Origin of the sequence: Rhodococcus sp. 4CII, assembly GCF_014256275.1 — a bacterium.
Lineage (GTDB): Bacteria > Actinomycetota > Actinomycetes > Mycobacteriales > Mycobacteriaceae > Rhodococcus_F > Rhodococcus_F wratislaviensis_A.
Genome location: NZ_JACCFE010000002.1, coordinates 4165682 through 4191952, shown reverse-complemented (window position 1 = coordinate 4191952; position 26271 = coordinate 4165682). Strand labels below are relative to the sequence as shown.

At 65.2% G+C, this 26271-nt stretch carries 27 protein-coding genes and 1 pseudogene; 7 read left to right on the top strand and 21 right to left on the bottom strand.

Features of this window, described 5'->3' with window-relative positions:
- The first annotated feature begins 14 nt into the window (after positions 1-14).
- From H0B43_RS20170 to H0B43_RS20150, 5 genes are all read left to right on the top strand, one after another.
- Positions 15-1016, top strand: a complete 1002-nt coding sequence (locus H0B43_RS20170; RefSeq protein ID WP_213015199.1) for a hypothetical protein — start codon at positions 15-17, stop codon at positions 1014-1016.
- A gap of 12 nt (positions 1017-1028) precedes the next feature.
- Entirely contained in the window at positions 1029-2249 is a 1221-nt protein-coding gene (locus tag H0B43_RS20165; protein ID WP_185726330.1) for a phosphotransferase family protein, read from the top strand.
- Positions 2249-2764 (top strand): hypothetical protein, encoded by a 516-nt coding sequence (locus H0B43_RS20160; protein ID WP_185726331.1) that lies wholly within the window; start codon positions 2249-2251, stop codon positions 2762-2764. The genes H0B43_RS20165 and H0B43_RS20160 overlap by 1 nt, the downstream gene beginning before the upstream one ends.
- Positions 2765-2994: 230 nt before the next feature.
- The gene (locus H0B43_RS42550) at positions 2995-4119 is read left to right on the top strand and encodes a helix-turn-helix transcriptional regulator (RefSeq protein ID WP_282555432.1); all 1125 of its coding nucleotides are present in this window, start codon (positions 2995-2997) and stop codon (positions 4117-4119) included.
- Positions 4120-4126: 7 nt separating this feature from the next.
- Positions 4127-4912 (top strand): helix-turn-helix transcriptional regulator, encoded by a 786-nt coding sequence (locus H0B43_RS20150; protein ID WP_185726332.1) that lies wholly within the window; start codon positions 4127-4129, stop codon positions 4910-4912.
- A gap of 30 nt (positions 4913-4942) precedes the next feature.
- Here the strand turns inward: H0B43_RS20150 and H0B43_RS20145 are convergent, their stop codons facing one another.
- The 21 genes and pseudogenes from H0B43_RS20145 to H0B43_RS20045 all read right to left on the bottom strand — a co-directional run bounded on the left by H0B43_RS20145 (position 4943) and on the right by H0B43_RS20045 (position 22349).
- Positions 4943-5452 carry a hypothetical protein gene (locus tag H0B43_RS20145; protein ID WP_185726333.1) on the bottom strand — a complete coding sequence of 170 codons (510 nt, stop codon included), beginning with the start codon at positions 5450-5452 and terminating at the stop codon, positions 4943-4945.
- A gap of 9 nt (positions 5453-5461) precedes the next feature.
- Complete coding sequence (locus H0B43_RS20140; protein WP_185726334.1) at positions 5462-6628, bottom strand: phosphotransferase family protein; 1167 nt, start codon at positions 6626-6628, stop codon at positions 5462-5464.
- 3 nt (positions 6629-6631) lie between these two features.
- Positions 6632-7777, bottom strand: coding sequence for an NAD(P)-dependent alcohol dehydrogenase (locus H0B43_RS20135; RefSeq protein ID WP_185726335.1), 1146 nt, complete (start codon positions 7775-7777; stop codon positions 6632-6634).
- 40 nt (positions 7778-7817) lie between these two features.
- On the bottom strand, positions 7818-8666 hold the full coding sequence (locus H0B43_RS20130; protein ID WP_312033689.1) for a hypothetical protein: 849 nt from the start codon (positions 8664-8666) through the stop codon (positions 7818-7820).
- Positions 8667-9044: 378 nt separating this feature from the next.
- A complete protein-coding gene (locus H0B43_RS20125) occupies positions 9045-9248 on the bottom strand; it encodes a hypothetical protein (protein ID WP_185726337.1) in 204 nt (67 codons plus the stop codon).
- A gap of 368 nt (positions 9249-9616) precedes the next feature.
- Complete coding sequence (locus tag H0B43_RS20120) at positions 9617-9850, bottom strand: ferredoxin (protein ID WP_185726338.1); 234 nt, start codon at positions 9848-9850, stop codon at positions 9617-9619.
- A 24-nt stretch (positions 9851-9874) separates the two neighbouring features.
- Positions 9875-10738 (bottom strand): annotated as a pseudogene (locus H0B43_RS20115) (SDR family NAD(P)-dependent oxidoreductase); the annotation flags it as partial.
- Positions 10739-10769: 31 nt separating this feature from the next.
- Positions 10770-10922 (bottom strand): DUF1059 domain-containing protein, encoded by a 153-nt coding sequence (locus H0B43_RS20110; RefSeq protein ID WP_185726339.1) that lies wholly within the window; start codon positions 10920-10922, stop codon positions 10770-10772.
- A 72-nt stretch (positions 10923-10994) separates the two neighbouring features.
- The gene (locus H0B43_RS20105; RefSeq protein ID WP_185726340.1) at positions 10995-12344 is read right to left on the bottom strand and encodes an MFS transporter; all 1350 of its coding nucleotides are present in this window, start codon (positions 12342-12344) and stop codon (positions 10995-10997) included.
- Positions 12345-12586: 242 nt separating this feature from the next.
- Positions 12587-13777, bottom strand: coding sequence for an SRPBCC family protein (locus H0B43_RS20100; RefSeq protein WP_185726341.1), 1191 nt, complete (start codon positions 13775-13777; stop codon positions 12587-12589).
- Between the two features lie 46 nt (positions 13778-13823).
- Complete coding sequence (locus tag H0B43_RS20095; RefSeq protein ID WP_185726342.1) at positions 13824-15239, bottom strand: aldehyde dehydrogenase family protein; 1416 nt, start codon at positions 15237-15239, stop codon at positions 13824-13826.
- A 244-nt stretch (positions 15240-15483) separates the two neighbouring features.
- The gene (locus H0B43_RS20090) at positions 15484-16122 is read right to left on the bottom strand and encodes a TetR/AcrR family transcriptional regulator (protein ID WP_185726343.1); all 639 of its coding nucleotides are present in this window, start codon (positions 16120-16122) and stop codon (positions 15484-15486) included.
- A gap of 75 nt (positions 16123-16197) precedes the next feature.
- A complete protein-coding gene (locus tag H0B43_RS20085; RefSeq protein WP_312033690.1) occupies positions 16198-16713 on the bottom strand; it encodes a flavin reductase family protein in 516 nt (171 codons plus the stop codon).
- A gap of 11 nt (positions 16714-16724) precedes the next feature.
- A complete protein-coding gene (locus H0B43_RS20080; RefSeq protein ID WP_185726345.1) occupies positions 16725-17039 on the bottom strand; it encodes a hypothetical protein in 315 nt (104 codons plus the stop codon).
- A 32-nt stretch (positions 17040-17071) separates the two neighbouring features.
- Positions 17072-17560, bottom strand: a complete 489-nt coding sequence (locus tag H0B43_RS20075) for a hypothetical protein (protein WP_185726346.1) — start codon at positions 17558-17560, stop codon at positions 17072-17074.
- Positions 17557-18072, bottom strand: a complete 516-nt coding sequence (locus H0B43_RS20070) for a lipocalin-like domain-containing protein (protein ID WP_185726347.1) — start codon at positions 18070-18072, stop codon at positions 17557-17559. Before H0B43_RS20070 ends, H0B43_RS20075 begins: the two co-directional genes overlap by 4 nt.
- A gap of 18 nt (positions 18073-18090) precedes the next feature.
- The gene (locus tag H0B43_RS20065) at positions 18091-19266 is read right to left on the bottom strand and encodes a thiolase C-terminal domain-containing protein (protein WP_185726348.1); all 1176 of its coding nucleotides are present in this window, start codon (positions 19264-19266) and stop codon (positions 18091-18093) included.
- Positions 19263-19742, bottom strand: a complete 480-nt coding sequence (locus H0B43_RS20060; RefSeq protein ID WP_185726349.1) for a Zn-ribbon domain-containing OB-fold protein — start codon at positions 19740-19742, stop codon at positions 19263-19265. The genes H0B43_RS20065 and H0B43_RS20060 overlap by 4 nt, the downstream gene beginning before the upstream one ends.
- A 71-nt stretch (positions 19743-19813) precedes the next feature.
- Positions 19814-20626 carry a mycofactocin-coupled SDR family oxidoreductase gene (locus H0B43_RS20055; protein ID WP_185726350.1) on the bottom strand — a complete coding sequence of 271 codons (813 nt, stop codon included), beginning with the start codon at positions 20624-20626 and terminating at the stop codon, positions 19814-19816.
- 39 nt (positions 20627-20665) lie between these two features.
- Positions 20666-21871, bottom strand: coding sequence for an LLM class flavin-dependent oxidoreductase (locus H0B43_RS20050; protein WP_185726351.1), 1206 nt, complete (start codon positions 21869-21871; stop codon positions 20666-20668).
- Position 21872: 1 nt separating this feature from the next.
- Positions 21873-22349, bottom strand: coding sequence for a cupin domain-containing protein (locus H0B43_RS20045; RefSeq protein ID WP_185726352.1), 477 nt, complete (start codon positions 22347-22349; stop codon positions 21873-21875).
- A 455-nt stretch (positions 22350-22804) separates the two neighbouring features.
- On the opposite strand from H0B43_RS20045, the gene H0B43_RS20040 reads away from it, so the two are divergent.
- Both H0B43_RS20040 and H0B43_RS20035 read left to right on the top strand, forming a co-directional pair.
- Entirely contained in the window at positions 22805-24043 is a 1239-nt protein-coding gene (locus tag H0B43_RS20040) for a cytochrome P450 (protein WP_185726353.1), read from the top strand.
- Positions 24044-24813: 770 nt separating this feature from the next.
- On the top strand, positions 24814-26229 hold the full coding sequence (locus H0B43_RS20035; protein WP_185950075.1) for a wax ester/triacylglycerol synthase family O-acyltransferase: 1416 nt from the start codon (positions 24814-24816) through the stop codon (positions 26227-26229).
- Positions 26230-26271 lie beyond the last annotated feature (42 nt).

Sequence of the window (26271 nt, the reverse complement as noted above, 5' to 3'; positions counted from 1 at the left end):
CTACGACCACACGATTGGACAACGCAGTGATCACGCACTCCGATACCGAATTCCACTCCCGAGACCTCACCGACAAGACCTGGACCGAAACCACCGTCCTGATCATCTCCGTGCCCGAAGCACGAATCTTCGGCAACGCCTACGTACTGGCCCGGCCGAACCTCGGCGTCACCCTGTCCTCGGTCATCCTGGCCGAGGGATTCTGCCGCCAACCGTACGAAGTCGACTTCACCGACCCCCAGATGCACCTGCCCTGCCCCGACTCGTTCAGCAACTACACCCTCGACAACGGCCTCACCGTGTCCACGGACGGACCGCGGAACTACCGCATGCAGTACAAGAACGCCCTGGGGGCAGCAAGTTTCGACCTCACCTTCGAGGGACTGCACGAACCGTTCGACCCACACGACCCGAACCAGAATCCGCTCCTCGACCTGGACCGCGAAACCTCGCACGACCCACGCAAGGGCAACGAGTGGGAGAACGGGCACTTCGAAGTCAAGGGCCGCATCCGCGGCGAACTGGAACTGCGCGGCAAGACGTACCAGGTCGAATCGTACGAGGGAATGGACCACAGCTGGGGACCCCGCCCAGAGGTCGGCACACGGTCGGTCTCCTGGGTCTCGATCAACTTCGGTGAGGACTTCGCGATGCACATGGCGGTGCCGATGCGAATCGAACGAGGCCAGGTGTTCTACGACAAGATCCGGTTCGGTTACGTCGTCGAGCACGGCGAGGTCTTCGGCCTGATCGACGGAACGATCGAGGCGGAGCGCGTCGACATGCTCGCGTTCAGCAACCACGTCACGGCCACCGATGTCCGCGGCAGAAAACACGAGTTCTTCGGCAGCGCGATCGCGGGGCACCCGTGGTACACGTTCAACCCCTCCCACGTCTGCTACCAGTCGTTGTTCCGGTACGAGCGCGGTTCCGCCGTCGGCTACGGCGAGATGGGCGACATCTTCGGATTGGACTATCTGGCCGAGCGGATGTCCCGTCACGGCCGATTGAAGTAGGGGGAAATTCCGATGACCAGCACTTCTTTGTCCTTGCCCGAGAGGGACTGGGCCGACGCCCCGACCAACGCACAGATCGAGCGTCTCCGCGCGCGGTACCCCACCGAACCCGAAGTCGATCGGACATTGACCCGCAAGATGAACCGTCGCGCACTCGGTTCGTACCGGCGAATGGACCTGGACGAGTTCACCCGCTGTGTCGAGACGTTTCTGTCGGCTCACCTCGACGGCCCCTTCCGGGTGTCCGATGCCCGATGGTTCACCGGCGGTGTGTCCAAGGTCCAGATGGGATTCACGTTGCACCGCGAAGAGTCCGGATCCTGGACGAGTGAGCGATTGGTCGTTCGCATGGACCCGGCCGAGGGGTCGAACGCCACCAGTCGCCTACGCGAGTTCGAACTCGTCGGCGCGGTACGGGGCACCGTTCCCGTTCCGGAACCACGCTTCATCGACATCGACGGCGAGTATTTCCCGGAACCCGCGCTCATCTACTCCTACGTCTCGGGAGTCACCAAGCCGTCGGCGACCACCACCGGCAGGATCAGCGGCCTGGGAACGAATTTCGGTGCCGGCACACGCAGCCGTCTCGCTGATCAGTTCGTGTCCTACCTGGCCGCCCTTCACACGTTCGATCTGTCCGAGGCGGAGTTCACCAGCCTCGCCCGGCCTCGGGTCGGGACCGATGACGCGGCGCGGTGGCTGCTCAATCAGGCCCGCCGGACCTGGGTGGAGGACCGCGCGGCCGACGTGCCGCTGATGGACGTGGCCGAGCACTGGATGCTCGGTCATCTGCCCGTCCTCGATCACGTGAGCGTCGTCCACGGCGACTACCGCAGCGGTAACTTCCTCTACGACGAGGACACCCTGGCGATCACGGCCTGGCTCGACTGGGAACGCGGCCATCTCGGCGACCGGCACCGAGACCTCGCATGGACCACGCAATCCACGTTCGGCCACTACGACGAGCAGGATCGGTACCTCGTATGCGGGCTGATCCCGGAGGACGACTTCTACCGACGCTACGAGGCCGCCACCGGTTTGCCGGTGGACTCCGAGAAACTCACCTTCTACAAGATCCTCAACGCGTATCAGATCGTCGTTTCCACGATGGCCTCCGCACACCGGGTCGCGAAGCTGGGCAAGTCGCATCAGGACGTCGTCCTGTGTCGCGTCAAGGGCATGTCTGCGGTCGCAGCGGACGAACTGAACACACTCCTGGAAGAGGTGCTGTGATGGACCACTCGCGCAACACACTCGGAGCCCTGCGCAAGTCGCTTCTCGACTCGGTCGCGCCGGCCGTCGACCGGGCCGATCCGCTCGCCTCCGAGCAACTGCCCCTCGTTGCCGACTACCTGGAGTTCCTGCGCACGCGGATCTATCGGATCCACGAAAGGTCGAGATTCGAACTCGGCGAGTACCTCCGGATGGCCGACGGCGTGCTGGCGCGAGTCCCCACGCGATCGATCCCGGCAATCGGTGAGCTGACCAAACACATCGATACGGCCCGGAGCGCACGAGAATCCGCGTCCACCGGCACGACGGAGCTCATCGAGCTGGGCGCGACCCTGGCCGCCGCTGTCAGCACCGTCGTCCAGGACGAGTCACTCCCGGACGACGTCCGCCTGGCAGTGGGCAAATGGGTCACCGAGGCGTCCCGCAACCTCCTCGCGTTCGAGCGGTCCTGGTACGCACCCTTCGGATTCGAAGCCGCCCCGGAGCAACTCCGCAGTATCGACGAATTCCTGTAGGCGGGCGGTCTGGACCTCACGCCGCTGAGGACGTGAGGTCCAGACGCCGCGTCCTCACGGCGTCACCGTTACCGAGCACGCCGTCGCACCTGACAGCGACCCTTGCCGCACCCCACGCTTTGGCTTTATGATCAGTCCAAAGATGTGAGAAGGAAGCCGCGTCGATCGACCGCGCGGCCTGGAAGTTCCTGCCCGCAGGTCGCAGGACCCCGCAGGAAATGAGTATCCCGATGAACCCACCATCCGACGGCGAACTCGCTCCTCTGTTCGACCTCGCCGTCCGGAGAGGCAACTCGCAGGCCGCAGCGGAACTGGCGGTGCAATCCGGCGAAGACCCCCTCACTCTCGAATGGACCCGTCAGGCCCTGCTCTCGCGCCTGCGATCAGGGGCGAGAGATTCCGGCGAAATCCGCAATGCCGCTGAACTTCTCCAGGAGATCGAGGCGATCCAGCGTCGGCGACAGGCGCGGCGGATTGCGGACCATCGATCTCAGCTCACGGGCTTTCGCGCGTTTCTCACCAATCTCCGCGGGGTGTCGCGGGCCGAGCGTCCGTATGTCGTGACCGACCGGTTGTGCCGGGACCTGGGCTTCAAGAAGTCTGTGTACTCCCCGGCCACGACCTCCGGCTGGTCTCCCACCACGATCGCGATTCATCCCGAACTGGACGACTCGTTCGCTCCTCTGCGGCAGGCGGTGGCGGCGCTGTCACTCCCCGCTGGTGCCGCGCCGCGAGAGGAAGAGGTGTTCCGCAGCGGACGCGGAATCGCCGTGGATCCGATCGACATCTATCGGAACACCTATCGCCCGCTGGTCGAACTGTCGCGGCCACGCGGCTATCTCGCGGTACCGGTGGTTGCCGCGGGGCGAGTCACAGCACTACTTCATGCGGACCACGACGATGTCGAGGTCGACGAGTCCGACATGACCACCCTGCAGACTGCGGCCGCGGTTTGCGCGCTGACCGCGGAACAGGAAACCCTCCGATCCGCCATCGCGACCCGCCGCCACCGGATGACAGAACAGATGACGGCGATTCAGTCCGCCCTCGACGACCTCGAGCAGTCACAGCTCAGTCTCGCCGAGGCGCTCGGCGCCGAACCCGATCGCGCCGACTGCACGAGCGGCCCGGCCGGGACCTCCCACTGCGCTGCCCTCACCGTGCGAGAACACGAAGTGTTCGAGCTCGTCGCCCACGGCACACCGAACGCCGACATCGCCCGAGCACTGTTCGTCTCCGAGGGCACAGTGAAGTCCCACGTCCAGCGGATCTACCGCAAACTCGGTGTGTCCACCCGCGCCGAAGCGGCGGTCCTGCACAGGAAATTGCACCGGCCCGGGCGAGAAACGTGCTGAGGTTCGCATGACCGACCAGAATGCGCTGACCGACGAGATCGACCGTATTCTCGCCGATCTTGCGAATGATTCCGCTGCCGAACCGCACGATGCGGCGATCCGGCTCGTCGAGCTGATCGAAGCACAGGACCGGACACACGCCGACGACCTCGACCGGCTGGAAGCCGCAACGCACCTACTGCAGTCCGCAGTATCCGTCCTGCAGCGTGCCACCACGGTCGACGACATCATCCGCGCGGTGTGCCCCGGCGCGGCCGCCATAGCCACGTGCAAGGACGTGTTCTTCTCCGAACTCGACGGTCCGGAGGCCACCGGAATCCCCGAAGTCTCTGCGCACAAGAGGTATACAGCGTTCCGGGTCGATATCGGCGGCCTACCGGCCGGCGTGATCCATGTCGGCTCCACTCCCGACGACGTCGTCATGGATGCTCTGCTCGCTTACGCGGGAGTGGTCGGCACCTGTCTCGACTGTGCGGCCCTGGACCGGCGGCACCACCGTCAGCAAGACCTTCTGCACACGCTCGCGAGTCTCGGGGACTCCGCCCACACGCGGGCCACTCCTGCTCCCGCCCCGACTCCGGATCCGCACTCGTCCATCGCACTCGAACCGCTGACCACGCGAGAACGCGACGTCCTCGCACTCGCTTTGACAGGTGCCTCGAACGCCGCGATCGCCGCCAACTTGGTCGTCTCCGTGGAAACCGTGCGGTCTCACGTCAAAAGGGTTCTCCGCAAGTGCGGCGCCGCCAATCGAGCCGAACTCATCGCGCGCTTCGATGCCGGCAATTCTTAGCGGCCCCTCCGTGCCGCGGCCAGGTCCATGTCATTCGCGCCGCTGGGCCCTCAGTACCTCGCCGACGTTCGGCACGTCACCCTGGGGGAAACCCGTCATACGGCACCACGCGAGTTCCCGCTCGGTCTGCCGGGCTGCGGCCTCGGCCACGATGCGAAGAGCCGATTCGGCGCTGGGCCCTTCCGCAGCGGCGAGATCCCGATACCCGCGCGCAACGAGTTCCTTCAAGCCACGCACCTGCTGCCGCAATTCCAGGGGGTTCGTCGCGGGCGAGGCCGTCTCGTCGAGCAGCGCGCGGCACTCGACGGCGAACTCGGAGTTCAGTTCCGTGAGGGCCATGAGGGTGTGCCGAGCGTCTACGTGCTCGGCGACCTCGTACGGGTATTCGAACGCCTGAACGTCCAGTACCCAATCCAGGCAGGCGAGTACGAGTCCGGCCTGCTCCGCCGCGAACGAATCGTCCGGATCGAGAGCGGGTAACACCGACTTGCGGATCGTGTTGCGAACTGCGCTGATCTGCTGTGCCACAGTGGGAATCATGGGAAGCTCCTAGTCCTTGCCGACAATTGCGAGCAACTGGTCGAGATAGAAGGCGCCGAGTCCGCCGAGAAATGTCTGCATCGAATCCAGGTGGGTCAGGCGTTCGGCCGCGTTTCGCGGCCCCGTACCGACCAGAGCAACCGCCGCCCAATACATGTTGAGCACCGTGTAGTACTCGAGTCGCGCTGAATCCACCGGCAGACCCGAAACCTTCTCGTACTCCGCGATCATGTCGTCACGGGTCACCAGCGCCGAGCAGTAGAACTGTCCCGTCGCCGGGTCGTGCTCACCCCATCCCTCCATCATCGCGTAGGCGAGATCGTGGTGTCTGTCGCCCAGATACGTCAGTTCCCAGTCCAGCAAGGCGGTGATCGTCCCGTCATCCTCGTCGAACAGGAAGTTGCCGTTGCGGTAGTCGCCGTGAATCACCGACACGTGATCGACCGGCGGACGTCGTTCCCACAACCACCGTTGTGTCAGGGCAATCACCGGGTGCGCCTCGAACGAGTCTTCCTGCCAGGCGCGGTCGGTGGCCGCCAGTCTCCAATCGATCGCGTCAGTCGTCCCGGCCCGCGGTCGTTCGAACGAGGGGAGATCGTGGGGAGTCCAATCGAACCGATGCAGTTCGGCGAGATGACGAACGAACTGGGGTCCCAAGACCGGACGCAGCGCCGCGCCGTACACGGTTCCGAGCCCCGACGCCGTCTTCACGGCAGCCTTCGCGCTCGCCGATCCTGGAACGTAGCCGCAGATCATCGACGGCGCACCGAGTTCCGCGGGATCCTCGGTCGCCCAGAACACGCGCGGCACGGGGACCACACCGTCGAGCATCGTCAGTACTTCGAACTCGCGCAGCCGCGGAGTCTCGACCATCGACCCAGGCGGATCCATCCGCAACACCATGCGGTCCCGCCTGCGCTGCCCGTTCCGCACCCAGCCCAGATCGAAGACGAACTGCTCTTTCGACGCACCTCCCGCAAGTCGGCCGATGCCCTCGATGAGGAATTCTCCGTCGATCCGTTGGGAGAGGAACTCCCGCAGTCGTTCCGACACGGCGTCGATTGCAGGCTGCTCATGGATCATGGCCCCCCGCCGTTGCATCTTGCGACGCAGGACGGCGTCGATCGTCGACTCCACGCGCGCGGCCGCGCGGGTGGAGGGCGTTGTCATCACCATGAATCATTCTCCGTTCGAGTGGGGTGTGGGGTCGGCGCCGTCCTGGATCAGGACCACTTTTGCGACTTCGCCACGCAGCTGTGCCTGTACCGCAGCCTCGATGTCGGCGAACGGGAACGTGCCGACGAGCCGGTCGAAGGGGAATTTTCCGGCCCGATAGAGGTCGAGCAGGTAGGGGATGAACGTGCGAGGATCGCTGTCCCCCTCCGTGATGCCCCGGACGGTCAGCCCGGCCACCATCGCCGGCACGAGAGGCAGCGCGAGCGTGGCCGCCATGTCGTGCGGCACACCGACGAAACCGAGTGTGCCGAGCGGGGCGAGAGCGCCGAGTGCCTCCACCATGACGGCCGGGACTCCGGTCGTGTCGAATGCGTAGTCCACACCCGCAGGTACCGCTGCACGGACTTGGTCGACGAGCGGTCCATCGCCCGGATCCAGAGTCGCGGTGGCACCCAGGTCGGCGGCGAGCGTACGGCGGCGTCGATCCGGGTCCGAGACGATAATCGATTCGCAACCAAGCACTTTCGCCGCCATCACGGCGGACAGCCCCACCGGTCCGGCACCGAGAACCAGCAGCGACTCGCCTTCCTTGCAGTCGAGGCTGTTGAACACCGCACCGGCACCGGTCTGTATACGGCAGCCGAGCGGGCCGATGAGTTCCACCGGCACATCCACGTCGACCTTGACGACGTTGCGTGCGGAGACGAGGGCGTGGGACGCGAACGACGACTGTCCGAAGGACGCCGCGGTCACGGGGGCGCCCTGCAGGCTGATCGAGCTGGTGCCGTCCGCCTCGAGGCCACCGCCGTAGTTTCGTGCCGCGAACTCGAGGCAATAGGCGGAGTGGCCGTCGTCGCACGGGCCGCACTTCCCGCACGAAGCGAACGACAGCGCGACGTGATCGCCGGGCCGTACGGTCGTCACTCCTACACCGACCTCGACCACTATCCCGCTGCCCTCGTGCCCGAGAACCATCGGATATGTCAGGCCGAAGGGTCCGTCGCGGGCGGCGATATCGGTGTGGCACAGACCCACGCCCCGTATCTCGACGACCACCTCGTCGGGGCCGGGATCGACGAGTTCGACCTGGTGGGTAATGAATTGACCGCCGGGTTCGGTGACCACCGCGGCCGTGATTGTTCGTTGCATGGAATTGCCGGCCTTTCGTCGTCGGAGAAGACCAGGACCGTCAGGGACGGGCCCCTGCGCGCAGCCGGCCATGACTCGACAGTCGCTCGGCGAGAAACTCCAGTCCCAGCACATCCGTCGCCTCGGCGTATCCGACCCGGTTTCCGACCTGGTAACGGAACAGGCTCTGGCAACTGACGTAGGCGGGGCTGAAGCTGTACCACGGTGCGCCACCGACGGCGGTACCGAAGAATTCGTGCTTCTTGCCGCGGACGTCGACTGCGGTGATGTGATTGTTGACAGCGATCAAGTCGACTCGGGAGGCCTCGACGGTCGCGTGGGTGATCCCGAAGACTTCGCCGTCCTCGACGACATAGCCGAAGCGCAGACCCTCGTAGACCACCTCGCCGTTCCGGATGCCCAGGGCCATCCCCAGGTGCAGTCCGAAGTCGGGGCCGAGCGTCACGTGGATCCAGGCGGCACCACTGTGTCCGAGCTCCGCGCGGGGCCCCCAACTACGGTCCATGCCGTCGAAACAGTCGACCTGGTACTCCTTGCCCCGCAGTTCCAGGGTGCCGGTCACGTGCCCGATCATGTCGTAGTGCCCGTTCGCCCACACGTCACCGAGCCCGGTGTCGATGGGGCCGTCAGCACCGGCTACGAGCGGATTCTGGCTGGCGTCGTGGACGTCGAAAGGTTCGTGCAGGCCTTGGAATTGGAGGTCGAAACGACAGACCCCCAGTGCATTCTCGTACGAGACACGGAAATCGCGGGGCGCGTTCGTCGCCTCGAGACTCAGCCCGCTCTCCAGCGTGAACTTCGAGAACACCTCCGGGGCCGGTACGTGCATCTGCGGGTCCGTGAAATCGATCTGGTAGGGCTGCGTGCAGAGCCCGGAATGCACGACCACCGACGAGATGGTGGCCCCGACATTAGGCCGAGACAGAACGTAAGCGTTGCCGAGGATTCCGGCCTCCGGAACTGAAAAGACCAACACAATGGTCTCAGCCCAGGTCCGAGCCGACGGCTCACTCGGGTGGTAATCGACATCAGCAGCGGTGATCACAACGGCTCCTCAATTTCGCGGCGCAAGATCGGTCAGGGCGACCGTAAGCAACGCGATGTGATCGACGCTACAAATTCTGCCGGAAATACCCCGTAAGGAACCAGGATTATTCCCTCCGGGTGAGGGGAAGGAGTCGAGGGAACCGTTGATCGCGGCGTCACCGGCGCACTGCACCCCGACGGCCACATCCCCGGCTGCCAGACGAAGCCGACCCTCGCGGATTCAAGTGTCCACGATCTCGCTCACGAGTTGTTCGAACGCTGCCACGGCGGGGTTGGTGTCGTCTGCGCGAGCGCAGAGGAGAACGTGCGTGGGGGCGAGGTCTTCGATGGCGACGTAGCGAACGCCGGGGTGCGCGTAGAACTGGGGAACCGATTCCGCGGTCGTGGCGATGCCGCAGTAGCCGGCGGCGCATTGTTCGGGCATCCACGACGGTCGATATCGCCGGGCCGGTGCGAGCGCGTGACCCATCCGGGCGCGGGTTCACCAACCAATAGTCGGTCGGTCCACTCCGCCGGCCCGGTCGCACTGGGCAGGAAGACCTCGTGCGCGATTTCGTGGAACGCGACGGTTTTCCTGTGTCGGCACGGCAAACATCGGGGCTGTCCGATCGCTGTGACTGGGACCACTGCGCCGCCGTTACCCGCCCGATACCAGGTCGTATCGTGGGCCCGCCGGTAAGCAACACTTATCGATCGACTCCTCCTTCGTCAACGGAGCCGTCTACACCGCCGACGGCGGAATCACCGCATAACGGCCGCGGAGTTCCGGCCGTTCGGTCGATTTGCGCGTGGTCAGAGCGACTCGAGCGTCATGGCGCGCTCGGGGCACATCACGGCCGCCTCCTCGGCGGCCGTGATGTGCTGGTCGAATTCGAGTGGGTCCTGGAGGATCACCGGAAATCCGGAATCATCGCAGTCGACGACCTCGGGTGAATGGCCGTAACACACACCGTGCCCGGCGCACACCGACCGATCAACGACGAGGCGGCGCGGGCCGTTCCGCGGTGCGTTGTCGTGGGCAGTCATGACGGTCACTCCTCGCCGGTGACGATGGGGGGGAGGATTGTTGCCGTCTTCCGGGAACATCATCGCCACGCGAGATAACGTGCCACCATCGGTGGTCGGCAGAGTCACGCCCGAGATATACGCCGAATCATCGGACACCAGGAACAACGCGGCCCGCGCGTTGTCCGACAATGACGGCGGACGATTGAGCTTCAGCGGAATCGGCGACACCTCGGGATCCCAGGGGCCGGCCACCTGCTCGTAGGACTGTCCAACCACCGGCGCACCCGCAGGCGCCAGGAAGTTCGGTGACATACCGTGCGTCGGTGCGATGGCGTTGACTCGGATCCCGTACTTCCCCAGATCCAGACTCAATCCCCGAACCATCCCGTTCACACCGGCTTTCGTCGCCGAGTACGCCGCGATGCTGTGGTAGGCCACGAACGACGCCGCCGACGACGTCGCCAGAATGACACCACCACCATTGGCCCGCAGTGCCGGCACCGCGGCCTTAGCGGTGTAGAACACACCCGACAGGTTCACACCGACCACGTCCTGCCAGTCCGCATCCGTCAGATCCTGGAACTCGACCTGTTCACCGCCGGCGACCGATGGCACTCCGCCGCGTGAGACGATTCCCGCATTGGCCCAGGCGATATCGAGCTTGCCGAACGCCGCCAGCGTCGCCGCCACGGCGTCGATCACCTGCTGCTCGATCCGCACATCGGCGGTGATCGCGACAGCTGAACCACCGTTCTTTTCCACCAGCGCGACCGTGCCCTTTGCCCGCTCCGGATCGATATCGACCACCGCCACCTTCGCGCCCTCCGACGCGAACAACTGGGCCGCCTCGCGCCCCAACCCGGATCCGGCACCTGTGATCAGCGCGACCTTGCCTTCGAGTTTCATGAATACTCCTCTGTTCGAACATGTGTCGGGTCTAATACGCGATGAAGAGGATCTCGTCTCGCGAGTACTCCATTCCGGGATGCGACTCGGCCAGGTGCAACCGCGTCCTCGCAACCAGGTCGTCTTCGTCCGTGCCGGTGATCGCGGTTCCACACGGGCACGTCAGTCTTGTTTTCGTCGTCACTTCGGTGGACCTTTCTGTGTCACCACGCCTCGGATCGAACGTGGCGTTTCTGCGGGAGGAACGAGCCCGCACTCAGGCAAGTTCTGCGGCCTTCTCGACGGTGGAGGGCGTTCTGGCCGCGGTCTTGTTCGCTCGGGGTACCGACGAGACCAGCACTGCAGCAGCTACTCCGGCGAACGCGAAGGCGTAGTAGGCCCAGTTCGATCCCAACGCCGAACTCATGATCAGGCCGGCGAGAATGGGACCGCACACGCCACCCAACCGCCCGAGGCCGACCGCCAGCCCGAGCGCCGTGCCACGCGCCGCGGCCGGGAAGTAGACCCCGACGAATCCGTAGACACCCGTCGTTGACGAGGAGCAGAATCCGATCAGGAGAACCAGTCCGAAGACAACCGCCTGTGCCGGCTGCAGGGTCAGGGCAGACACTGCGAGCGCACCACCGATGAAGCTCACCGAGATCACCGGACGCGATCCCACCCGATCCGCCAGGCCCGTGATCACCACCATGCCGATCGCGCTGCCGAGGTTGAACGCGAGCAGGAACGTCAGAGCGGATCCGAGGTCGTAACCGGAAGCCCTCAGCATCTGCGGAATCCAGGTATTCATGCCGTAGGAGACGAGGAGTCCGAAGAAGGTGATGAGCGGGAACATGATCGTCGCGACCCGGTAACCCGGCGCGAACAGGAGCTTCAGTCCCGACTTCGTTTCACTGCCAGTATCTCTCGACTGCTCGAGCGCCATTCCCGATTCGGCGCTTGCGTCGATCGAGTAGCGCTGCGCCAGCGCGCCGGCCTCATCGTGCCGCCCCTTGCTCGTCAGGAAGGTAATCGATTCGGGCAGCTTCCGGTATGCCGTCACAAACAGGACGACGCCGAGAAGGCCACCCGCGGCGAACATCGATTTCCATCCGAAGGCGGGGATCACGAAGATGCCGGCAACGGCGACCAGACACCCGCCGATCGGGAAGCCGGTCTGAATGACACCGTTGTAGAACTGTCGTCGATCGACCTTGACGTATTCCTGGGTGAGCGCAATGAGGGTGGGGAGTGCTCCACCGAAACCGAGTCCGGCCAGCAACCGGAATAGTCCGAAGGCCTCGACGTTCGGCGCGAGGGCGCACAGTCCGGTGAACAGGCTGAAGCTCACGATGCAGGCGAGTACGACGGGTCGCCGGCCGATGCGATCGGTGATGTAGCCGGCCAGCATGGCACCGGCCATCATTCCGACCAGCGACAGACTTCCGATCAAACCTGCTGTTGCGGTTGTAATTCCCCACTGTTTGGTCTCCAGCAACGTCGGCAGGACGGCACCGAACATGATGAGGTCGACGCCGTCGAGGATCGTGATGGCCAAGCAGGTGAGGACCACGGATCTGGCACCCGAGGCGGTACCTTCTTTCACCGGACCGGAGTTGTGCGACATGCGATTCCTTCGGGTTTGTGAATGTTTGGGCTCGATGACGGCAGGGCGGGGGTGGCGGATATAGACGCCATATGGCGTACGTCACATGAGCGTTAATCTAATGGTTGTTGGTACTCGTGACAAGCCGGAACGAACTATTGCTTCTATCGAACCTTCTGGCGCGCTGCGCAATTACGTGCGACGTCGACCAGGGCGGCGATGGGCGGCCGACAGAGGTCGACCGCCCATCATGTCTTCGGAGCTCAGCCCCACCTACGCGGATCCTCGAACGCCCGCGCCATCCACTGATGAAAGTGCTGGTTGGCGATCTCGTTGCGTCCGAAATGGAGCGGCCCGATGTCGGTATTCGCCACGGCCCGCTGCAGGCCTTCGTTGACGACGAGGTCCTCGTCACGAAGCACGGCCATGAGAATGCTCCAGTTCTTGTCCCACCGCGCCTTCTCCTCCTCCGTCACCGCAGGTTCCCGCGTGAGGAGCCGCATCTGCATCCGAGTTCCGACGGCCGTGCCCGGAGCAGGCACGAAGTTGAGGACCTCCAGATGGTCCGGTTGCCGCAGGACCGTCATGTTCGGCATCAGGAAGTGCGCAACCGTGATGTGTCGATCGATCGGCACGGCCTCGGGCGCCGCACCACGCACGGCATCGATACTCTTGCGTGCCGTCACCATCCGCCCGTGCCTGCCCATCGGCTCCCAGGCCTGCGCGTTGTTGTAGAAGTACGGGGCCACGGTTCCGGCGTGGGTCGAGGTGATGTGGTAGCCGTCGAGGAAGGCGTCCATCAGGACTTTCCAGTTGATGTCCACATCGAAGTTCTGGGCGATGTGGCAGGTGTACTTGTCCATCTCCATGGCGGCGAGGGACTCGTCGAACTCCAGGCCGAGCCACTCCGCAATGTCGATCTTGCGATCACCCGCCGCGGAGTCGACGGCCCAGATGAAGCCGTGTCGCTCCTCGACCGGAATCTCCAGCAGGCTCATGCAGCTGCGCTCGACCGATCCGAACGTGGGTTCGTCCGCGATCGAGCGCAGGCTGCCGTCGCTTCCGTACGCCCAGCCGTGGTAGCGGCACGAGAAGATCCGCTTCGTGCCCTTGTCGTCGGGGACGAGACGCGCGCCTCGGTGTCGACAGGTATTCACGAAGCCACGAACTCCGCCGTCGGCCTGCCGAACGAGGACAACTTCGTTGTTGGGCAGTTGGACGGTCAGGAAATCGTTCTTGCCGGGAAGTTCGGTACTGTGCGCCGCGATGATCGGAACATATCCGAACAGTTCGGCGCGCTCCCGAGCCGCGAGTTCCGGATCGGTGTAGACGCGAGGATCGACCTCGAGGATCTCCGGCGCCATATCGGTGGTGCCCTCGGCGAGGTGATCGAACATGGCCCGGGCGAACCCGGTCTTCGTCACCTCGTCGTACGGCAGATCGGTATAAACCATCGTGCTCACTCCTTCGCGGAACCCGTCAGAGCCCGCACGCGCGTCGCTACAGCTGCAGACTCTTGACTTCGGTGAACTCCGCGAGACCGAACGCACCGCCCTCACGCCCATGGCCGGACTGTTTGAACCCGCCGAACGGCGCTGCACCGTTGAACTTTCCGCCGTTGACCTCGATCTGCGTGGCGCGCAGCTTCCGCCCGACCGACGTCGCACGCTCCGGGTCGGAAGACCACACAGCGCCGGCGATACCGAAGATCGTGCCGTTCGCGATCGCGATCGCGTGTTCGAGCGTGTCGTACGGGATGATCGACAGCACCGGACCGAAGATCTCCTCCTGAGCGATCGTGGCGTCTGGATCCACCTCGGAGAACACGGTCGGCTCGACGAAGAACCCCGTGCGGGCGGGTGCGTCGACGGAACCGGCGACGAGTCTCGCGCCCTCCTTGACACCGGTGCGGATGTAGCCGAGCACCCGCTCCCGCTGAGCCGCCGTGACCATGGGACCGAGCTTCGTGTCGCCGTCGGTCGGGTCGCCCGGGGTATAGGCGGCGACCGCCGCTGCGGCGAACTTCTCGGAGTCGGCGAGGCGCGAGCGCGGTACGAGCATCCGCGTCTGCGCATTGCAGGACTGTCCGCCGTTCATGAAGCAGGCGCGCACGGTGTGCTGCACCGCCTTCGCGAAGTCGTCGCCCCTCAGGTCGTCGAGCAGCACCGCCGCGCTCTTGCCGCCCAGTTCGACCGACACCCGCTTCACGGTTCCCGCGGCCAATTCGAGGACCCGCTTTCCGACCGAGTTCGATCCGGTGAAGCTGACCATGTCGATGTCCGGATGCACGGCGATGGCCTCGCCGACGATCGGTCCGTATCCGTGGACGAGGTTGAACACGCCCGGTGGGATGCCGACGGCGTCGACGGCTTCGGCCAGGGCCCGAGCGGTGAACGGGGCGACCTCGCTGGCCTTGACGACGACCGTGCACCCGGTCACGAGCGCGGCGCCGATTTTGGCGGTGATCTGGTGCAGCGGGTAGTTCCAGGGCGTGATGCACCCGACCGCACCGACCGGCTCCCTCACGATCAGTGAGTTTCGGAGCGTTTCTTCGAACGGGAAGTCCTCGGCAGCGGTGACGGCCTCCCGCAGGTCGACGATGCCCAGTCCGACCTGCGCCCAGCGCGCCACCCTGCGCGGGGTGCCGACCTCGGCGACCACGAGGTCCGTGATCTCGTCCTGCCGCCGTTCCAGTTCGTCGGCCAGACGAGACACGAACTCGGCCCGTGCGCTCGGCTCGGTCTGTGACCACGGCTCCAACGCCCGTCTCGCAGCGGCAACCGCAAGATCGACATCCTCTGCCGATCCGGCGGGGACGTCCCCGATCAGCTCCTCGGTGGTCGGATCGACCACGTCGATACGCTCGGCACTCGCGGAGGCACACCATGTGCCGTCCACATACAAATCACATTTCACGATGGCTCACTCCGCATCATCGGGTGGATCGAATTGATCGGGCAGCTCGGAAAGGGCTCCCTGGCGGGTCTCACACCCCGCACTGAAGTCACGGTTCGCACCGGACGTGATCCGCGAACTGCTTTTACCTTAAGGTTATAGATAACAGGAGTCAAGGGAGATGCAAATCAAAACTTTCGAGAATTACTCAACTGCAATATTTTTCGGAGTATCACGGTTGAGACCGCACCGAGATCCGGTGCGTCTACGTGGAAGATTCAACCGCTGGGGCCCCGCTCACCACGCCGGCCAGGAAACCGCGGATCGTGACGACGAAGAGCTCCCGCGACGACCACCGGTTCGTCGCCAGCGCGCGGGTGAGCGTGGGGTGTCTGCGCGCGTCGACGTTCGGGAAGATCTCCGTGCTTCCGACCGGCTGACGCATCAGTTCGGTGAGGGTCGTCGCGAGCGAAAGTTTCTCCAACCCATCCAATATCACCACATGCAGAGGTGCCGGCACACCCGCGTCGTCGAGGATTCGGGCGCACTTCTCGTATGTGCTCGTGAGGATGTCTCGCGGGAGGAACTGCACCAACACGAGGGCTGCGTTGGGATGGCGGAGAATGGCGTCGCGATAGTTGAGGCTGAGGTCGACGAACCACTCCACCCAGTCCTTGCCCTGTGGGTGGCCGGGGACGACCGCTTCCAACATGATCTCCTTCGCCACCTCGGTCATGAGTTCACGGCGATCGGCGAAGTGGTGATACAGCGACGACGTGCTCACGTTCAGATGCTTGGCGACGCGCGGCAGACTGAACGCATCCATTCCTTCGGTGTCGATGATCTCGATGCTTGCCGCGACCGTCGAACCCCGACTGATCAGCGGCTTTGCCGGTCGTCCCATCACTCCCACTTTCGGTCGAAAATCGACTCGCTCCGGCCGTCCCACGGCGCTCTGCCGGGATCGCCTCCACGATGATCAGCGGCTCGGATCCACGATCCCCCTGTATCGGCTCCGATGGAAGAGCAAAGGTTCCGTGGCCGGGTCTGCGTCGAAGCCGAGCATCGCGGCGACGGCAATCAGGTGATCGCCACCGTCGTGCTCCGCCTCCAGTGCCACCTCGAACCAGGCCGCCACACCGTCCAGGATCGGCGCTCCGCGCTCGGCAGGGTGCCACTGCACTCCGTCGAACTTCGGTCCACCCGATATCGCGAAGCGGTCGCTGAGGCTCTGTTGCCCCGCCGAGAGCACGTTGATACAGAACGTCTCGGCGGTGCGGATCGTGGGCCAACTCGTCGAGCGCTTGCTCGGGCACAGCAATACCCGGGGCGGATCCAGCGACAGCGCCGAGAACGACTGGCAGGTGAAACCCGCCGGTTCGCCGCCGACCATCGCCGTCACCACCGTCACACCGGAACAGAAGTGCCCCAGTACGTCACGGAGCTCCCGGGTGTTCACAGCCGAGAACTCACTGCTGTCCAATCGTGTCGTCACGTCTCGTCCTCTCATACGTTCGGTGCGATGTGAACCCTGATCTCGCCTGCGGGACTGAGCCATCCGCGACGCTCGGCGAAGTCGATCATCGCCTCGAATCCCGCCGACCACGTCGGGTCGGACGCCCGGTTCCCCGCGAGGGCACGGATCGTGGCCGGGTCGACGAACACCTGGTATGCGCCGGACGGTCGGCCGAGAGCTGAAAGGTGATCCGGCGAGACGCCGTGCCGCGGGTCGGCCGATTCGATGTGGAGGGAGCCGAACTCGCCGGCGTCTTCGAGCCGGATCTGTGACTCACCGGGGATCCTGTCGACGACGATTCGCATTGGTTCTCCGTTTCTCCGTGGCTGGGCGGGAGCTAGCCGGCGTGCCGCCGGGCCGTCACGTCCGGTGCGAGGCCGCGGGCTTCGAGGAACGCCAGCACGTCACCGAGCAGCAGCTGTGCACAGGAATCGCGTGCACGCCCCTCCGCGGCAACCGGAACGACGGTGACACCGTCGGCAACGTCGGCCGCGCGGATGTCGAGAATCAAGCTTGCGAGTCCGCTGGGTGTTCCGACGTACACCACCGTGTGGCCCTGTCCTCCGACCGCTTCGCGGCGGGCAGTGCGAGCATCCGCAGCGATGTGGACGACGACGTCGAGCAGTACGTCGACCCGGCCACCGGACGTTCCGCGTTCTTCGAACCCTGCCCTGATCGATGAGCGCTTCTTCTGCGCCTCACGAAGGTCCGGAGCGGTTATCCGCACGGTCTCGACGGCACCCGGTCGCCGGACGAGGACGATGCTCTCGACCGACGCGTTCGGTGTCGACAGGTCGACGGCAAAGGTGAAACCCCCGCCGCTCATGTCGTCACCCGCCTCGGACGCGCGGTTCGCTGCCAGACCAGCGCGGGCAACAGCGTGGTCGTGCGGAACACCAACGGATCCGACGAGAGCGTCATTCGGTCGCCGTCGAAGCGCACTTGCCGCTTCTGGTTGTCGCCGATCCAGTTCGGATACAGCGACACCGTCATCTCGTGCCACACGGCGCAGTTCGCCTCGTCGACGTGGTACGGACCCGAATACGCGAGGTAGCCGCCGGCCGCCTCGCTGCGTTCGCTCGTCTCGCCGCTGTGCACATTGACCGACCGGTAGAGGGTTCGGCCGGGGCGCATGATCTGCGCCGACATGAACCCGTCGGCCGAGTAGATGATCAGTCCGCGAGCGTCCGGCCCCAGCGGATGGCCGACGGTGCCCGCGTCGGACGTCGTCGAGTACTCGACGAGTTCCCAGGACCCGACGATTCGGTCCGCGATCGCGACACCATCGATGCCGGACCGGGGGCTCAGGACCGGCTGTTCCTCTCCTGTCACTGCCATGTCGTGCTTCCTTTCAGCTCACAGCACGTCGCGCGTGCACAGCAGGACCGAACTCGAGACTGCGGCCATCGGTCCGCCGATGAAGAGGGACACCGTCGCGTCGGGAACCTGGTTGGTGGAGGTTCCGCGCACCTGGCGAACCGCTTCGACGGCCAACCCCATGCCGTTGACGAACGAATCCGCCAGGTTGCCACCGCTGGTATTCACCGGGAGCAGCCCGTGTGGTGCGGTGAGATTCTCGACGGTCATGACCTTGCCGGCATCGGCACCGGGTGGGCACAGCGAGTGATCGATCAGTGCGGCCACTCCCGAACCGCTGAAGTTTTCGTAGACCTGGACGACATCGACCTGGTCGGGTCCGAGGCCGGCATCCGCCCAGAGGGTCTCCGCGACGCCGGCGGTGCCGCCGAATCCGGCCGAGGTGTAGTCGAGATCGTTCTCTGTGTCGACGGCATAGCCGCCCACCGCGCCCTGACTACCGGCCAGCACGTACGCCGGATTCGGGCCGAGCGCCTCGGCGCGATCCGCGGAGACCAGGATCAATGCGACCGCGCCGTCATTCTCCCGTGAGCAGTCGTACAGCCGGTACGGCTCGACGATCATCCGGGACGCGTCGTATCCAGTTTCGTCGAGTGGACGGCCGAATGCCGCGGCAGACGGATTTTGCTGGGCATGGAAGTAGTCGGCCAGAACCAGGGATCGCATCGCGGATTCCGGGACACCGTCGTGTTCGAGCATCCGCCGGGTGCGCAGCGCGCAGGCTTGGGCCGGCGATCCGACCCCGTGCGGGAGCATGTGCCCGTCGAAGTGGTGCTTGGCATATCCGAGACGACCGGAATCCTGTTGCGCCATAGCGCGATAGACGACGACGCACTGCGCCTGTCCTGCCGCGATGGCGACCGCCGCGTTCGTGATCGCCGCGGCTGCACCACCGCCGCCGCCTCCCCAGATCATGTTGGACCATCGAATCCGGTGCGACATGAGCGATGAGCCCACGACGGTCCCATCGTTCTCGCCGCCGCCGTACGACACGAAGCCGTCGATCTCGCGCGGTGACACGCCGGCGTCGGCGGCCGCCTCGACGATCGCCCGCAACGTCATCCGAAGTTCGCTGTCGGGCGATTCTCCTCGCTTGTAGTGGAACTCGCTGACGCCTACCACGGCGGCCGCCCCGCGCAGAAATGAATCGGTCATCGGTGTTCTCCCTGCTCGGTCTCGGGGGGCGTGCCCGCGCGTTGCCAGCGCAGCAGCGGCCACGGCGCATCGGCGGGCTGCTGAATGATCCCGCTGACTGCATCCCCGATGGCGATGTCGGCGTCTCCGTCTTCTGTGAGCAGGCCGAGGACCCGGCGTCCCCCGGCATGCGGCAGTTCGACGAGAACCGTGATGAACGGCAGTTCGCCTGCCAGTTCCGGGATGAAGGAGTGCCAGGTCCGGGACCACGAGAAGACCCGTCCGACCGCTTCCACGGCGACCCATTCCGGGTCGAACACCTGGCACTGCCCACACATCCAGCGTGGCCCCCAGATCCACAAGCCGCACTCGCCGCACCTCTGCAGACGGAGCTCACCTGCCCGCAGACCCTCCCAGTACGGCAGGTCCAGGCCGTCCGCATACGGGCCGGCCAGCGTCGCCGGGAATTCGCGGGCCACCTCGCTACTCGGGGTCATCGCATCTCCACTCTCGTGAATTGGCATTTCGATTCCAGCCTGTGGACCGGTGTCGCAACGGACCCGAACGGTCAGTGCTTGGTCAGGTAGCCCGCGTCGATCGGCACGTCGATCCCGGTCACGTACCTGGCGGCGTCGGACACGAGCCACAGGACGGCGTCGGAGATGTCCTGCGGTTCGAGCATCGTCACGTCCAGCAGGTTCGTGCGGTCGTTGTCCTTCCACTTCCGCACCACGTGCGGCAGCACCTGCGACAGGCCGGCCGCCATCGGCGAATTGACCCCCGTCGGGTTCACCGTGTTGACCCGGATGTTGTGTTGGCCGAGTTCGAATGCGAGTGTGTCCTTCAAGCCCTGAAGTCCGTGCTTCGCCGCTCCGTAGTGACCCCACGACGGGGCAGCGCGCAGTCCGTCGACGGACGAGGTGATCACGATCGATCCGCCTCGGCCTCCGTCGATCATCACGGGAACGACCGCTTTGCAGGCCTTCCACGCGCCGGTGAGATTGACGTCGAGCATCGTCTGCCACGCGTCGTCCTCGATCTCGAGCGTCGACTCGCAGTGATCGTGGATACCGGCGTTCGCCAGCAGGATGTCGATCCGTCCGAATTGTGACACCGCCAGGTCTGCGACGGACTTCATCTCCGCGCTGCTCCGGACGTCCGCCTGAATGCCGGCGATCTCGCCGCCGGCTTCCTTGACCAGCTGGATCGTCTCCTCGAGATCCTCCGATGTTGCGAGCGCGTACTGCACCTCCTTGATCGGCGCAGCGACGTCGCAGACCACGATCTTGGCGCCGGCGGCGGCGAGGGTGAGCGCGTGGGAACGGCCCTGCCCTCGTGCTCCGCCGGTGATGACTGCTACTTTTCCGTCGAGTGACGTCATCGATACTCCTGTTGTTCGAAAAGGTGGTCGAGGTGGGAATTACCGTGCGCTCTTCGCGCGCTCGTAGTCATGGGTCGCCTGGCTGATACCGGTCGCGAAGCGTTCGCTGAAGCCTTCCTTGCGCGCCTGCGTCCAGTGGTAGGAATTGAGCAGCGGTTCGCACGTTCCGGTGAAGCGCGGCATGACGTCACGCATGAGAATGCGGTACATGCGCGACGTGGCCTCCGTGTCGGCCCAGTCGTGGGCCGTCGCCAGGAACGTGCCGAAGCCGCCGGTGCGGTCGATGATCTTCTGGATGTACGCGATGGCGTCGTTCGCGTCGCCGATGCAGCCGTAGCCGGACTCGTTGACACGCCGGACCAGTTCCTCGTGCGTGACGTCCTCACCGGGTTCGATCATCTTCATCGGGGTGACGACGTGGCGGTAGTCCATGAAGTCGCGCAGCCCGTATCTGGTGTCCTCGACGGCCTGCTCGTAGGTGTCGGCGATGTGGATGTTGCCGACGATGGCCCAGTCCTCGCGATCCACCGACTGCCCGTACGCGTTCGCCTCGCTGGTGGTGATGTCCCACGTCTGCGCGAGCAATTCGATCGACTTCGCGCTGGTTCCCCCGATCGACAGCAGACCGAGCCCGTACTTTCCGGCAAGCTTCGGGCCCGACGGCGACATGGCGGCCGCGACCGTGATCGGCACCCCGGGATACGAGTAGGGGCCCAGCTGAACTCGGGCGTCCTCGAGCGAGAACCATTCCGTCTTGCGGTCGACGGGTCCAGGTGTGCTCAGCAGTTCCAGGACGGCGTCCAGGGATTCCTCCATCCGCGGCCGCAGCAGGTTGTAATCCATGCCCATCATCTGCGAGTCGGCCACGAGCGCACCCGGACCGACTCCGATCCGGATGCGACCGCGAGTCATGTGGTCCAAGAATGTGATTCGGTCGGCAACCATCAGTGGATGATGATAAGGAAGGGAGATGACGCCGCTGCACAGCTCGATGCGTGACGTACGCTGGGCTGCTGCCGCGATCATCAGTTCCGGTGAGGGCCCCACCTCGTACCCGCCACTGTGATGTTCCCCGAACCACACCTGATGGAATCCGAGGCGATCGAGATCCTCGACGTGGCGGAGGTCCTGTTCGATTGCCATCGTGGGGTTGCGTCGCGGGTTGTGGTACGGCGGAAGAAACACTCCGCACCGGAGCGGTGCAGTCCGCGCGGCCGGCACGCTGTTCACAACTGTAGGTTCCATGTCAGATCTCCTGTCGGTTGGTGCGTGATGCGCCGCAGATGGTGACGATGGCCCGTGCCGTCTGCTCGCCCCGGTTGTGCCATCGATGCTTGTTGCCGTTGACGACCACGGTGTCGCCGGCGCCGAGCGCGATCTCCGTGCCGTCCTCGAGTTCGAGCACGAGCGAGCCCTCGAGAAGCACGTGCACGTCTATGGAATCGGTGCGATGGAAGCCCGGCGCCTCCTCGTCCATTACCACTATTCCGTTGTCGCTGTTGCCCATCCGGCCAGGTTCGAGAATCCAACCGATGACCCATACCCCACCCGGATCGGGAAACCCGAGGGTGTCGGAAACACCGCCGGGATTGGGCACCTCGGGAACGGAGTCGGTACGCCAAATGGGGTCGATACCCTCGGCGGCCAACCTCGCGATCTCTCTGTCGGCAACGAGTGCAGCCGAGCCGTCGGGTTCGGCAACGATCACACGGCGAAAGCTCATAATTGCCCCTTCGGAGGAAACCACTGGGAGGGAAGGACAAGGGGAACGCGGCCGCGGGGCAGAGTGTTCGAATGGTTCAGCTCCGGTGAGATCCTCTGTTCCACAACGTTTTCACGCCGAGTCTGCCGCGCGGCAACGAGTCACCGCACACCTCCGTGCGACGTACCACTCGCTCACACACCACAGTGTCGCGGATCACGTCAGTTAATCTAAATGCTGTCGGTTAATTGGTCAAGGGGAGACGTCTTGTGCCGGCTGAATCCCGTGCGTCATACCGGGGTTAGAACATATTGACTGTTGACCGCGCCGAGGGCGCTGATCTACCTTCGTCGCAAGGCAGTCGCCTTTCTCACCTCAGCCCTCGCCTTGGTTCACGGCAGCGCGAGTTCATCCGACCCTCCGGGTACGTCCCCCTCGAGGCGACGCACCGGACTTCTCCCTCGCGAAGGATCCCGATGGTCACGACACAGATCGCAATTCCCGGTCACCTGATCACCGACTTCAATGTGTACGACCCGTCCCTGGCATCGCCCACGGATGTGTTCCAGGAACGTGTCGCCGCGTTGCGCACGCAGGGACCGATCCTCTGGTCGCCGCAGCACGGCGGACACTGGGTGGTCACCCGATACAAGGAAGCCCTCCAGGTCCTCCAGGATCCGGAGACCTTCTCGAGCTTCCCCAACAACCTGTTGAATGCGGCCCAGGGCAAGTTCCTTCCACTCGAACTCGACCCACCCGAGCACAGCTACTACCGGCGGGCATTGCAGCCGCTGTTCAGCCCCAAGAGCATGAAGGCGCTCGAGCCCGAGATCCGGGGGATCGTCACCGATCTCATCGACGGATTCGCTGCGGCCGGTGAGTGCGAGTTCATCTCCGAGTTCGCGCACGAATTGCCCACTCGAATCTTCCTTGCGCTCATGGGATGGTCCCTGAGCGACGCACCGCGATTCACCGAGTGGACCGACATCACACTCCAGGGCATCCCCGGCGCGAGCGAGGAGGAATCAGCCGAGGCCCGCGCGAAGGCCGCCGCCGAGATCTACGAGTACTTCGGTCGGGTCGTGGCGCGAGTGCGATCCGGCGACGACAGTTCGGAGACTCTCACGGCGCAGATCATCAACACCCCGCTCGACGTCGGAGGAGAACCCCGGCCACTCACCGACGAGGAATTGTGCCGAATGTTCTTCCTCCTCCTGGTGGCGGGGCTGCACACCGTCCAAGGCGCTCTCGCCTGGGGACTGATCCACCTGTCGCGCAATCCCGAGCAGCGCGCGGCGATCATCGACGACCCGACGCTGATCCCGTCGGCGGTGGAAGAAATTCTGCGCATCGAGACCGCGACGAGCAGCGGCCGTCGCGCAACCCGCGACGTCGAGATCGGCGGCGTCACCATCAGGGCCGGCGACCAGCTGCTGGTGGTGATGACCTCCGCCAACCGCGACGAGGACGAGTTCGACAACGCCGACGAACTGCAGATCGAACGGCATCCCAATCGCCACATCGGCTTCGGCGCCGGCCCGCACCGCTGCCTCGGCTCCCACCTCGCGCGGCTCGAGCTGAGACTGGCCCTGGAGGAAATCCACCGGAGGATTCCCGACTACACCCTCGTGCCGGACAGTCCGGCGATCTTCCATTCGTCCCAGGTCCGTGGATGCGAGAAGCTACCGATCACCTTCACCCCATCGACGCGCTGAGACCCCTCGGGATTTGCCCCGAACCGACGGAGGTCCCCGGGGAATGCTCCGGGGACCTCCGTCATGCGCCGGCCCCGGCTGGTTCGCATTTCGGGCGGATGCCCGGCAGCGGCACGCTTCCGCAGTGTTCGGCGTTTCAGCTGACAGGGCGGGCCGGGTCGGATAGAACTGAGAGGGCATCGACAGTGACGCGGGTGGGTCACTCCCCTAGACGGGGATCGGCCGGCCGGCGCGTCCAGTTGCTCGGTGCGTGCAGTGAAGGAGCAAACGTTCGTGCCCGAGAACGAATTCCCCCCTGTAGTCCGCATCCCGTCGTCGCCGGCCGATCCACCGCCGCTGCGGCGAACGATTCGTCCGGATCGATCACCGACCGTGTCGGCCAACCGGTGCGGTGCCGTCCGGCGATCCCTCCCCGACACCGATCGGGATCGAAGTTCCGAGGGCGAGGACCAAAGCGAATCCGTGTCGACACCCGAGGATCCGATCATCTGGCCCGAGCCCAGCCCTCTCGCCGACTGGTGGGACCGAGTGCTCGGCCGGGGATCGACGACCTGAGCGCTGAGTTCGCCCGACTTGTCCTATCCGGGACCTTCGGCCTCGCGCGGTAGGCCGCGCTTCCTGTACAACTAAACAGGGATGCCGGTTTGTGACATGAACCACACGCAACCGTTATCTTACGACCTGTTTACCAGGAGCTGAACGCTCGGCTCCGGAAGTACCCGTAGCGGCAGTACGGATGCTCGATTTCGTACTGCGGAAGGACGCCACACATGGTGTTGCCGATGTCGCCGACCGATTCGATGTTCCTGCTCGGTGAGTCGCGGGAGCATCCCATGCACGTCGGTGGCCTGGCGATCTTCACGCCACCGGACGGCGCCGACGCGGCCGAGGTGGGGGCGATGTTCGCGGCGGCCGCGGCCTCCGACGAGGTGGCACCACTTTTCCGCAAGCAGGCCCGCCGATCGGTCACCACCCTGGGACAGTGGGGTTGGGACACCGCGACCGACGTCGACGTCGACTATCACGTGCATCGCAATGCTCTACCCCAGCCGGGCGGCATGCTCGAACTGACGACGTTGGTGTCCCGGCTGCACGGCGCCGCACTCGACCGCACCCGCCCGCTGTGGGAGATGCACCTGATCGAGGGGCTCGCGGACGGCCGCTACGCCGTCTACACCAAGATCCACCACGCCCTCGCCGACGGTGCGTCCGCGATGAATCTGTTGCGCCGCAGCATGAGTGAGGACCCCACCCGCAGAGGCATGCCCGCTCCCTGGCAACCCGCCGCACCCGTGACCGACCCGGTCCGGACGGAACCCGCGCCGTCGACACCGGCGAGTCTCCGCGGTCTACCGGGTCAGGTCCTGCGTGGCGCCCGCAGCGCGGCCGGGGAAGTCGCCGGCCTGGCACCGGCGCTGGCCGGCACCGTGGACCGCGCATTCCGCGCCGAGGGCGGCCCGCTGTCGACGCGGGCGCCACACACCATGTTCAACGTTCCCATCGGGGGCGCCCGGCACTTCGCCGCCCGCACCTGGCCGCTCGAACGCATACGGCTGCTCGCCAAGCACGCCGACGCCACCGTCAACGACATCATCCTGACGATGTCCGCCGGAGCACTGCGCAGCTACCTGCACGACCTCGGCGCACTGCCCGCCGAGCCGCTGATCGCGATGGTCCCGGTCTCCCTGCGCCCCAACACCTCCGGCACGGATTCGGAAGCCGCCGGCGGAAACCGGATCGGGGTCCTGATGTGCAACCTCGCGACCCATCTGCCCGACCCCGCCCACCGCCTCGACACCGTGCGGACGTGCATGCGCGAAGGCAAACACGCTCTGCGCGCGATGAGCCCCACCCAAGTCCTGGCGATGAGCGCCCTGGGCGCCGCACCCCTCGGCATCGAGATGCTCCTCGGTCGCCGGGGACCGCAGCGCCCGCCGTTCAACCTGGTGATTTCCAGCGTCGCCGGACCCGGCACCCCGCTGTACTGGAACGGAGCCCGCCTCGACTCCCTCTACCCGCTGTCGATCCCGGTCACCGGACAAGCCCTGAACATCACCTGCACCAGCAGCGACGACGAACTCGTCTTCGGACTGACCGGCTGCCGGCGCACCGTCCCGAACCTGCACCCGATGCTCGACCACCTCGACACCGAACTCGACGCCCTCGAACAGGTGGTCGGCCTGTAACGGTCCCCGGGGCATGTTCCGGTGTGACAATTGCTGAGCCTC

What these genes read in the sequence shown, in the direction of transcription:
- H0B43_RS20165 (WP_185726330.1), top strand. Translation starts at nt 1,029, where the DNA reads ATGACCAGCACTTCTTTGTCCTTGCCCGAGAGGGACTGGGCCGACGCC.
- H0B43_RS20160 (WP_185726331.1), top strand. Translation starts at nt 2,249, where the DNA reads ATGGACCACTCGCGCAACACACTCGGAGCCCTGCGCAAGTCGCTTCTC.
- H0B43_RS42550 (WP_282555432.1), top strand. Translation starts at nt 2,995, where the DNA reads ATGAACCCACCATCCGACGGCGAACTCGCTCCTCTGTTCGACCTCGCC.
- H0B43_RS20150 (WP_185726332.1), top strand. Translation starts at nt 4,127, where the DNA reads ATGACCGACCAGAATGCGCTGACCGACGAGATCGACCGTATTCTCGCC.
- H0B43_RS20145 (WP_185726333.1), bottom strand. Translation starts at nt 5,452, where the DNA reads ATGATTCCCACTGTGGCACAGCAGATCAGCGCAGTTCGCAACACGATC.
- H0B43_RS20140 (WP_185726334.1), bottom strand. Translation starts at nt 6,628, where the DNA reads ATGGTGATGACAACGCCCTCCACCCGCGCGGCCGCGCGCGTGGAGTCG.
- H0B43_RS20135 (WP_185726335.1), bottom strand. Translation starts at nt 7,777, where the DNA reads ATGCAACGAACAATCACGGCCGCGGTGGTCACCGAACCCGGCGGTCAA.
- H0B43_RS20125 (WP_185726337.1), bottom strand. Translation starts at nt 9,248, where the DNA reads ATGCCCGAACAATGCGCCGCCGGCTACTGCGGCATCGCCACGACCGCG.
- H0B43_RS20120 (WP_185726338.1), bottom strand. Translation starts at nt 9,850, where the DNA reads ATGACTGCCCACGACAACGCACCGCGGAACGGCCCGCGCCGCCTCGTC.
- H0B43_RS20105 (WP_185726340.1), bottom strand. Translation starts at nt 12,344, where the DNA reads ATGTCGCACAACTCCGGTCCGGTGAAAGAAGGTACCGCCTCGGGTGCC.
- H0B43_RS20100 (WP_185726341.1), bottom strand. Translation starts at nt 13,777, where the DNA reads ATGGTTTATACCGATCTGCCGTACGACGAGGTGACGAAGACCGGGTTC.
- H0B43_RS20090 (WP_185726343.1), bottom strand. Translation starts at nt 16,122, where the DNA reads ATGGGACGACCGGCAAAGCCGCTGATCAGTCGGGGTTCGACGGTCGCG.
- H0B43_RS20080 (WP_185726345.1), bottom strand. Translation starts at nt 17,039, where the DNA reads ATGCGAATCGTCGTCGACAGGATCCCCGGTGAGTCACAGATCCGGCTC.
- H0B43_RS20075 (WP_185726346.1), bottom strand. Translation starts at nt 17,560, where the DNA reads ATGAGCGGCGGGGGTTTCACCTTTGCCGTCGACCTGTCGACACCGAAC.
- H0B43_RS20070 (WP_185726347.1), bottom strand. Translation starts at nt 18,072, where the DNA reads ATGGCAGTGACAGGAGAGGAACAGCCGGTCCTGAGCCCCCGGTCCGGC.
- H0B43_RS20065 (WP_185726348.1), bottom strand. Translation starts at nt 19,266, where the DNA reads ATGACCGATTCATTTCTGCGCGGGGCGGCCGCCGTGGTAGGCGTCAGC.
- H0B43_RS20060 (WP_185726349.1), bottom strand. Translation starts at nt 19,742, where the DNA reads ATGACCCCGAGTAGCGAGGTGGCCCGCGAATTCCCGGCGACGCTGGCC.
- H0B43_RS20055 (WP_185726350.1), bottom strand. Translation starts at nt 20,626, where the DNA reads ATGACGTCACTCGACGGAAAAGTAGCAGTCATCACCGGCGGAGCACGA.
- H0B43_RS20050 (WP_185726351.1), bottom strand. Translation starts at nt 21,871, where the DNA reads ATGGAACCTACAGTTGTGAACAGCGTGCCGGCCGCGCGGACTGCACCG.
- H0B43_RS20045 (WP_185726352.1), bottom strand. Translation starts at nt 22,349, where the DNA reads ATGAGCTTTCGCCGTGTGATCGTTGCCGAACCCGACGGCTCGGCTGCA.
- H0B43_RS20040 (WP_185726353.1), top strand. Translation starts at nt 22,805, where the DNA reads ATGGTCACGACACAGATCGCAATTCCCGGTCACCTGATCACCGACTTC.
- H0B43_RS20035 (WP_185950075.1), top strand. Translation starts at nt 24,814, where the DNA reads ATGGTGTTGCCGATGTCGCCGACCGATTCGATGTTCCTGCTCGGTGAG.